The 8006-nt window shown below is 61.4% G+C and carries 12 protein-coding genes and 3 tRNA genes; 7 read left to right on the plus strand and 8 right to left on the minus strand.

All coding sequences use genetic code 11. The features are described 5' to 3' along the window. Window positions 1-9 precede the first annotated feature (9 nt). Window positions 10-1141 (plus strand): peptide chain release factor 2 gene (gene prfB / locus FHX03_RS27515; protein WP_165503911.1). Its coding sequence is split into 2 segments (ribosomal slippage): window positions 10-78 and window positions 80-1141, totalling 1131 coding nucleotides; the frame shifts between segments, so codons are not numbered across the junction. A gap of 55 nt (window positions 1142-1196) precedes the next feature. On the opposite strand, the gene FHX03_RS27520 is transcribed toward prfB, so the two are convergent. Genes FHX03_RS27520 through FHX03_RS27530 form a run of 3 tightly spaced genes read right to left on the minus strand, consistent with a single transcriptional unit; the run spans window position 1197 to window position 3538 of the window. Next, window positions 1197-2216: an alpha/beta hydrolase family protein gene (locus FHX03_RS27520; protein WP_097627265.1), complete on the minus strand. Its 1020-nt coding sequence runs from the start codon at window positions 2214-2216 to the stop codon at window positions 1197-1199. 34 nt (window positions 2217-2250) lie between these two features. Then, window positions 2251-2760, minus strand: a complete 510-nt coding sequence (locus FHX03_RS27525) for a hypothetical protein (RefSeq protein ID WP_097627267.1) — start codon at window positions 2758-2760, stop codon at window positions 2251-2253. Window positions 2761-2764: 4 nt separating this feature from the next. Then, window positions 2765-3538: an NAD kinase gene (locus FHX03_RS27530; protein WP_049734088.1), complete on the minus strand. Its 774-nt coding sequence runs from the start codon at window positions 3536-3538 to the stop codon at window positions 2765-2767. Between the two features lie 155 nt (window positions 3539-3693). Between FHX03_RS27530 and FHX03_RS27535 the strand changes: the two genes are divergently transcribed. Together FHX03_RS27535 and FHX03_RS27540 are read left to right on the plus strand one after the other, a co-directional pair. Next, window positions 3694-3769 (plus strand) — tRNA-Thr (locus FHX03_RS27535). Between the two features lie 111 nt (window positions 3770-3880). Then, window positions 3881-4216 (plus strand): hypothetical protein, encoded by a 336-nt coding sequence (locus FHX03_RS27540; RefSeq protein ID WP_097627268.1) that lies wholly within the window; start codon window positions 3881-3883, stop codon window positions 4214-4216. Between the two features lie 33 nt (window positions 4217-4249). Here the strand turns inward: FHX03_RS27540 and FHX03_RS27545 are convergent, their stop codons facing one another. Together FHX03_RS27545 and FHX03_RS27550 are read right to left on the minus strand one after the other, a co-directional pair. Further along, window positions 4250-4387, minus strand: coding sequence for a hypothetical protein (locus tag FHX03_RS27545; RefSeq protein ID WP_165503910.1), 138 nt, complete (start codon window positions 4385-4387; stop codon window positions 4250-4252). Window positions 4388-4451: 64 nt separating this feature from the next. Next, window positions 4452-4658: a hypothetical protein gene (locus FHX03_RS27550; RefSeq protein WP_097627269.1), complete on the minus strand. Its 207-nt coding sequence runs from the start codon at window positions 4656-4658 to the stop codon at window positions 4452-4454. Window positions 4659-4812: 154 nt separating this feature from the next. Here FHX03_RS27550 and FHX03_RS27555 point away from each other — a divergent pair, with 154 nt between their 5' ends. After that, window positions 4813-5553: a hypothetical protein gene (locus tag FHX03_RS27555; protein ID WP_097627270.1), complete on the plus strand. Its 741-nt coding sequence runs from the start codon at window positions 4813-4815 to the stop codon at window positions 5551-5553. A gap of 7 nt (window positions 5554-5560) precedes the next feature. Here FHX03_RS27555 and FHX03_RS27560 read toward each other — a convergent pair whose 3' ends face one another. From FHX03_RS27560 to FHX03_RS27570, 3 genes are read right to left on the minus strand one after another with little or no spacing between them, the layout of a single operon-like run. Next, complete coding sequence (locus tag FHX03_RS27560; RefSeq protein WP_097627271.1) at window positions 5561-6253, minus strand: AprI/Inh family metalloprotease inhibitor; 693 nt, start codon at window positions 6251-6253, stop codon at window positions 5561-5563. Between the two features lie 37 nt (window positions 6254-6290). After that, window positions 6291-7181 (minus strand): 23S rRNA (guanosine(2251)-2'-O)-methyltransferase RlmB, encoded by an 891-nt coding sequence (gene rlmB, locus FHX03_RS27565; protein ID WP_183856379.1) that lies wholly within the window; start codon window positions 7179-7181, stop codon window positions 6291-6293. Then, a complete protein-coding gene (locus tag FHX03_RS27570) occupies window positions 7178-7354 on the minus strand; it encodes a hypothetical protein (RefSeq protein ID WP_165503909.1) in 177 nt (58 codons plus the stop codon). Before FHX03_RS27570 ends, rlmB begins: the two co-directional genes overlap by 4 nt. Before the next feature lie 30 nt (window positions 7355-7384). Here FHX03_RS27570 and FHX03_RS27575 point away from each other — a divergent pair. The 3 genes from FHX03_RS27575 to FHX03_RS27585 all read left to right on the plus strand — a co-directional run. Beyond that, a tRNA-Tyr gene (locus tag FHX03_RS27575) sits at window positions 7385-7469 on the plus strand. A gap of 24 nt (window positions 7470-7493) precedes the next feature. Beyond that, window positions 7494-7567 (plus strand) — tRNA-Gly (locus FHX03_RS27580). Window positions 7568-7913: 346 nt separating this feature from the next. Then, window positions 7914-8006 (plus strand): GTP-binding protein (locus tag FHX03_RS27585; protein ID WP_018010120.1); only part of this gene is annotated, 93 nt, incomplete at its 3' end.

Consider the following 8006-nt stretch of genomic DNA (forward strand, 5'->3'; position numbering starts at 1 on the left):
AGCAGGAAAATGCGAGCCGAAATCGAAAACGTGGTCGATGAAACCAAGCAGGCTATCACCCTGCTGAGGAGGCATCTTTGACTGGGACCAGGCGATAAGACGGCTGGACTGGTTGAACAACAAGGCAGAGGATCCGAACCTCTGGAACGACGCTACCGAAGCGCAGAAGCTGATGCGCGAGCGCCAGCAACTCGATGACGGCATCAGCGGCGTCAAGCAGCTGGAACAACAGCTGAACGACAATATCGAACTGATCGAGCTCGGCGAGGAAGAGGGCGACGAAGGTGTCGTCAAGGAAGCCGAGGATACGTTGAGGGCCCTGAAGGCCGAGGCTGCGCGCCGCCAGGTGGAAGCGATGCTCTCCGGCGAGGCCGACGGCAACGACACCTATCTCGAAGTTCATTCAGGCGCCGGCGGCACCGAAAGCCAGGACTGGGCGAACATGCTGCTGCGCATGTACACCCGCTGGGCCGAACGCCAGCGTTTCAAGGTCGAGCTTCTCGAAGTTCATGACGGCGAAGAGGCGGGCATCAAATCCGCGACCCTGCTCGTCAAGGGACACAATGCCTATGGCTGGCTGAAGACGGAATCGGGCGTGCACCGGCTGGTGCGCATCTCGCCTTACGACAGCAACGCGCGTCGCCACACCTCCTTTTCGTCGATCTGGGTCTATCCCGTGGTCGACGACTCGATCCAGATCGAGATCAACGAAGGCGACTGCCGCATCGACACCTATCGTTCGTCGGGCGCCGGCGGCCAGCACGTCAACACCACCGACTCGGCGGTGCGCATCACGCATATGCCGACCGGCATCGTCGTGCAGTGCCAGCAAGAGCGTTCGCAGCACAAGAACCGCGCCAAGGCCTGGGACATGCTGCGCGCCCGCATGTATGAAGCCGAGCTGAAGAAGCGTGAGGACGCCGCCAACGCCGAAGCCGCCTCCAAGACGGATATCGGCTGGGGCCACCAGATCCGCTCCTACGTGCTGCAGCCCTACCAGCTGGTCAAGGATCTGCGCACTGGCGTCGCCAGCACCGCGCCGGACGACGTGCTCGACGGCGAACTCAACGAGTTCATGGAAGCGGCTCTCGCCCACCGCATCAGCGGCGCCGCCGACGCAGTCGTTGACGACGTGGACTGATAGACAAAAGCAGAATTGAGACGAGAAAGCCCCGGAGACGGGGCTTTTTTGATGCTCAGGCGAGCCCTTTGACGGCGCTGTGCTGGAACAGCGCTGCCGACAGATCGGCAGTCTCATCATGGATGGCTGCGCGCTCGATATCAGGGGGATCGGTAAAGAGCTCTGCCGCAAAGGCCAGGCCGAGTGCGGTGCCCTCAGGCACGAAGACGTAATGCCCAAGGCCGCCGCCGAAGATTTTAAGAGTGCTGTGTCTCAGCCGCGCATGCAGCCATGCCGAACATTCCGCGGCCGGTGCCGCCCTGTCTGCGTCGCCGACCAGAATGAGGGCGGGCGCGTCGACAGCTTTCAGGCTTTCCTCGCTGAAACCGAGAACGGACCGGCCCGGCGCGCACAGGAGCGCGGCCTTGATTCTGTCGTCCCGGTAGGACTTCGACATGCGCGACCATGAATCGCGAAACACATCGCTGCTGCGAAGCAAGGTCGGGATATGATCGGCAAGATCGGGAAATTCCCTTGGTCCGCGCGTGCCACCCGGCTTCATTCTGGATGGTTCGAATTGCGAAAACTGGGCGACCGCGCCAAGAAGCAGCGCGACGCTATAGGCCCCGGCCGAAAATCCGGCGGCGAACGCGCGGGTTGTATCGATATGACAGGAGAGATTGCCGAGCCATTCATCGCTGTGGTCAAGCATGAAGCTCAGATCCGGCGCCCGCTCCCAGAGGCAGGCGAAGCCTTCGGCGCGATAGGGCTCGTTACCGGTATTGCCGTGATGGTTGACGCCGAGTGCTGCAAATCCGCGATCGGCCAGCCGTCGCGCTAGCCATTCCAGTCCGGCCGCGGATCCGCCGGTCCCATGCGACAACAGGACGAGGGGATAGGACCGGACATCCGGCCGGACGGGTGCGTCGCGGGCGACGACCGCCTTCTTGAACCAGCTTCTTTCCGTTGTATCGCTTTCCCGCGCCTCATCGGCAGCGCGGTACCACAGCGACCAGCTGATCGGTCTGGGGCCGTTTGCGTCCCAATTCGACCTGTTCTTGTCGTAAAGGACGCCGTCGCGGTAGCCGAGTTTCATCTCTTCTACTCCTTCCCGAACGATTCCCAGTGGTTCAATTCGTCGCTTTTTCGACGGTAATGTCGCCGAATTCGTCGATCAGCACGGTCCAACCATCCGGCTCGGCATTGGGCTCGGTTTTCAGATAGATCGTCGCGAACAGCCCCGGTTCCTTGATGATGCCGTTCGAATTTTCGGGGCGTATATCGGTAACATAAGGCTTCAGGTCGCTGATCTCCTGCAACTCGACGGTAGAAGCGATCGTCGGGCCGGTCTCGGTCTGGGCAATCTGCTGGAGATAGACCTTGGAGGTCCTGTCTGCCTGGCGCACGGCAAAGAGCTTGTAGTAGCCGTGGCGCTGCGTGGCCTTTGCCTGCGGGCTGGCAACACTTTCGGCGCCTGTCGGCGCCCGCTCGACATCAGGTGCGTTGCCGTCATCCTCCCAGTAGCCGGTGCTGGTCGCGAAAATCACCGATGCCGGCAGGATGGCATCCTGCGCCGGCAAGGCTGCGGCCGACCATCCGATGAGGAAAACCGTGGTCATCAATATCCGTCGCACAGCCATCGTCTCAATCCTTGAACTGCTCGGCGAGAATACGGTCGGACCAAGAGCGGTCGGGATCGGAAAGGATGCGTGCGGTCATATGCTCCGACTGGGCAATGCGGACATGCAGCACCGATTTGACCTCGGTATTGTCGGCCACCGCATTCACCGGCCGCTTCACCGGCTCGAGCACATCGATATCGACGGTCACCTTGTTCGGCAGCAGTGCGCCCCGCCAGCGCCGCGGCCGGAAAGCGCTGACCGGCGTCATGGCGAGCAGCGGCGCCTCCAGCGGCAGGATCGGACCATGGGCGGAAAGATTATAAGCCGTCGATCCGGCAGGGGTCGCGACCATCAGCCCGTCGCAGATCAGCTCCTCCAGGCGGACGCGCCCGTCCACCGTCACCCTCAGATTCGCCGCCTGATAGGATTGACGGAAAAGATAGACCTCATTGATGGCGAGCGCCGTCGAGTTGGTGCCATCGGCGTTGGCCGTCGTCATCTGCAACGGCCGGAAGACGTTTTCGACAGCGACGCAGATACGCTCCTGAAGCTGTTCGCTGCGATAGTCGTTCATCAGAAAGCCGACCGAGCCGCGGTTCATGCCGTAGACCAGCTTGCCGGAATTCATGGTGTTGTGCAGCGTCTGCAGCATGAAACCATCGCCGCCAAGCGCGACGATGACATCGGCATCGTCGGCCGGCACGTCGCCATAGATGCGAATCAACTCCTCGCGCGCGGCGAGCGCCTCCGTCGTCGGCGAGGCGATAAAGGAAAGAGTCTGAAATGAACGGCCCATGCAATGCCCTTTGTGAAGCTGCTCTAGCTAACGGATAAAGGGCTGGTGCGACAAGGACGTTTTCTATCGCCAAGCGTTTGAGGGCGGCCGACTTCTCCGCATAGACACGAATTTTTCTTTACAGAATCATAGAATCTGCTAGTTGGGCACCTATTGCCCTTGTAGCTCAGTTGGTAGAGCACCTGATTTGTAATCAGGGGGTCCCGGGTTCGAACCCTGGCGGGGGCACCATTCTTATTCTCCGATACGCTGTCCCTGGATGAACCCTGGCTGAAGGGTTGCTTCAGCGGCAGTTCAGCCGCTCCGGCGCATTGTCTCCTCATCATCAATGAGGAAGCAGCCATGAAGCTCGCACACATTATTCTCACCGCAACCATTGCCGCCGGTGCGGCTTTCGCATCGCTTGCACCTGCTTCCGCCATGCCGGCCGAACGGCCGGGTGTGACGGCCGCCCAAGGCGATATCGTCCAAATTCATGATAGCTGGCGGGGCGACCGTTGGCGTGATGACGGTGACTGGCGCGGCGACCGTGGCTGGCGCGACGACCGCAATTGGCGCCGGTCCGACTGGCGCGACGATGACCGCCGCTGGCGGCGGTGGCGTGCCGAGCGTTGGCAGGAACGCCGCGAGTGGCGCCATCGCGATCGCGCTATCCCTTTCTGGCTCTATCGCAGCTGAGGGTGATCGGCCCGGAAATCATCCGGGCCGTTTTTAATGTGTAAGGGGCTCGTTGACGCTCGCCTCGATCCTGCCGCCATTGCCGGTCTGGCCGGCGCCGGACGGCGACAGTATCGCGATGCTGAGCACGGAGACGACCATGAAGGCGACGACGGCGATCATTATGCGCATAAGCGTTCAATCCTCGTTCGATTCCGGGATTAACGCGTGATCGCCATCCGCGTTCCTGCCGGATCTATTGCACCGTTCCCGGCGTCGCAGGGCCCGGCGCCGTCGGCGACAGGGGATCGGGCTGGTGGATCGGATGCGAGGTGTCCACCCATATAATGCTGAGAATGATCCCGACGAAGACCGCGATGAAGAGGATACCGAAAATCAGCGGTCGAATAGCCATGACGGGATCGTTCCTTCTTGCTTCCGACCGGTCGTTGCGATCGGTCATCGCCCGATCATAGTGGTCCAGGAGGTCTTTCCAAGGCAAAATCGAACTTCTCCGGCATCGGTCGAGCCTTGCCCGGCTATCTCAGGCTTGCGTTTTCCCTCTGTCGCACCGGGTTGAACTGTGTCAGGGATGCCTGAAACAGTTGGGGACGGTCATGAAACGGACGGTTAGAGCATCGGTCGTTGTCGCGGCATTCATCTCGTTCGCCGGAGCCTCTGATAATGCGCGAGCTTTCGACAAGCCGATAAAAGTGGATGTCGTCGCGTTGCCGAAGGATGAGCTCAATCCCGATGCAAAGCCGAAGATCACCTGCAGCCACTATCCGGCCTTCGTGGTCAAGGAGGTCGATCTCGGCGAGGTCGGCGCCGAAAAGCTGGCGCTGCTTGCCGCCGATGCGCCTTGTGAGCGCACAAGCGAGCGCGAGCGGGTGATCGCGGACGATACCGCCGGATATCTCATGGGTGTCAGCGCCGGTTTCGTCTTCTTCCGGGCGGCGGACGGGTGGAACGGCGGGCTGCCCTTCGTCGTCTACGATGCGGCGACGGGCGAGCGACTGCTCGACGATTCCCTCGATGGCGACGATTTTGCCGCGATCAGGAGCGGGAAGGGGGAGCTGACACTCGATTTTGGCCGCGTCTACACCGCTTCCTGCTCGCTCTACCACGAAGGTGCCGACTGCGCGAAAGCGATTGCCGCCGAGACCGGCCTGGCGCCGAAGCAACTGCCGGATTGCGCCGCGGCCTACAAGGCGGAAATCAAACGCAGCCCCGACCACGCCAGCGAAATCGAGAAACTGCCGAGCGTGGTCGTCTATCCCGTCGAGCTTGCCTATGCGGCCGGCGATACGACGCGACAGCCGATGGACGGCCCGACCACTTGCAGGACGCCTGACTGAGTGGGGATCAGCGACGTACAAGCGAAAGCGGCTTGCCGCCTTCCTGCTTCGATTTGTCGAAATTGCCGTCGCTGCGCATGTCGAATCCGAGCGACGAGCCGTCACCGCCCATCAGCGTGAGGGCGAAACCCTCGATATGCCAGACCGCAAGCTTGAGCTTGGCGACATTGGCAGCGCAGTCACCGGAAAGTGACAATGGCGCGTTGCCGTCCGTCCCGACATTGCTGTCGAGCGTTACGCCGCAAAGCCTTGCTCCGTCCGGCCGCTGCATTGTCCACGTCCCGGCAAGGCTGTCGAAGGTCGGCAGGTGATCGACGCCGTCGGGGGCGGCGGTCAGCAGGTAAAGCTTGCCGTCTTCCGTCTTCAAGGGAGAGCCCTCCTTTTCGAGGAAACGGGCGAGCACCTTGCGCGTCGGATCGATCAGGATGATGCCGCCATTGCCGTCGAAATTCCACGCAGAGGCATCCGCGAGTGATGGTAACGGCTTGGTGCAGGCCTCCTGCCCGGAAATCGAATAGCCGCCGATCGCCATGTCGGTTTCGAGCGTCATCCTGCATCCCGCGCGCCCGTCTTCCGGCGCGACGAGGTAGGTCCCTGCCTGTGCTCTGAGGATATCGGGATCGATATCCTGCCCATACGCCACGCCGCAGAGGAGGAGGGCGGCTGCGCAAGCCGCGAGCGGAAAGACCAAACGGATCATGACAGTCCCCCTTGTCGCCGCTCGTATGCGGATCAGCCTATGCCTTCAGGTAAAGCCGCGCCGCATAAAGCGCGATCGCCGCCGCATTCGAGACGTTCAGCGATTTGATCGCGCCGGGCATGTCGAGACGGGCAAGTGCGTTGACGGTTTCCCGCGTCTTCTGGCGAAGCCCCTTGCCCTCGGAGCCGAGCACCAGCGCCACTTTCTCACCCGAAAACGTGCCCTCGAGCGCCGCAGGTCCTTCCGAATCGAGGCCGATGGTGGAGAAGCCGAGCTTGTGCAGTTCACCGAGCGCATCGGCGAGATTGGTCACCTGTATATAAGGTATCAGTTCCAGCGCGCCGGAGGCTGATTTGGCGAGCACGCCTGACTCGGTCGGGCTGTGTCTCTGGGTGGTGATGACGGCGCCGGCATTGAACGCGACGGCCGAGCGCATGATCGCGCCAACATTATGCGGATCGGTGACCTGGTCAAGGACGAGCAGGAGAGGGCTGTCCTTCAGCGCTTCGAGCCGGCGGACCGGCAGCGGCCGTGTTTCCAGCATGACGCCCTGATGGATCGCCTCGGGGCCGAGCACCTTGTCGATCTCCTGCGGCGAGACGATCTCGAAGGGAATGCCGAGCGTTTCGACGTCGACTTCGAGCCGCGCCAGCGCGTTCTGCGTCACGAAGAGTTTGATCTTCTTGCGCTCGGGATTGTCGAGGGCGGCGCGCACCGTATGCAGGCCATAGAGATGCACCTGGTCGGGCGCCAGCGCCGGCGGCTTCCAGTCCTCAGCCCCGCGCCTGCGTTTCTGCGGCTGAGGGGTCGGAATCTCGCCGCGTTCGCGCTTTGCGTCACGGTGGGCGCGCCGCAGCGTGGCGTAGTGCGTATCCTTGGCCGATGCGTCTGTCGCGGCCTTGCCGCCAGGTTTTTTGTCTTTGCTCATGCGGCTTTATAGCCATGGCGCTCGCCGCCGCATAGGCTTTCTTTCATATGCCGGCTTTCGGTGGCGAATGAAATTTTTCGTGTTTTTTCCGTTGTCATCGTGTTGACAGACTGAAATGCTCCGGTCATATACGCGGCGCAGACGACGGGCGGCATCGCTTCGAAGTCTGACAAACTTGGTCTTCTAGATCCGGACGAAAAACTGGAGAGATGCCCGAGTGGTTAAAGGGGACGGACTGTAAATCCGTTGGCTCAGCCTACGTTGGTTCAAATCCAACTCTCTCCACCATTCGTCATCGGATCGGACCACCCCGCGGGTATAGCTCAATGGTAGAGCAGCAGCCTTCCAAGCTGAATACGCGGGTTCGATTCCCGCTACCCGCTCCAGTTCTCCAAAGCTCGTTCATGGGCCCGATGCTGCCGCGATAATTCCGCGCGTAGATCTTTCGGAACAGGCTGGCGACAGCGGCTCTCGACTGACAGGCGAGGGCGCTCGGCCCCGGGCGCCCGTGCTTCATCTCCCGCCGTCCACGCGATTTTCTGCAAGGATTTCAGTGATTTTCCCCTGCATTCCGGCGAATCGCCTTGCAGCCGGCGAATTGTCCCCCATATGCGCTGTCACACCAAGAATGGCGTCTGCAATTAAGTCTTGCGCAATGTCGCCGAAAGCCTTAAACGGCGGCACTAAACCGGTTCGCCGGGGCCCACCATTTCGTTCACAGGAAGCATTCAAATGGCAAAGAGTAAGTTTGAGCGCAACAAGCCGCACGTCAACATTGGCACGATCGGCCACGTTGACCACGGCAAGACGTCTCTGACGGCAGCG

Origin of the sequence: Rhizobium sp. BK456, assembly GCF_014194045.1 — a bacterium.
GTDB lineage: Bacteria > Pseudomonadota > Alphaproteobacteria > Rhizobiales > Rhizobiaceae > Rhizobium > Rhizobium redzepovicii.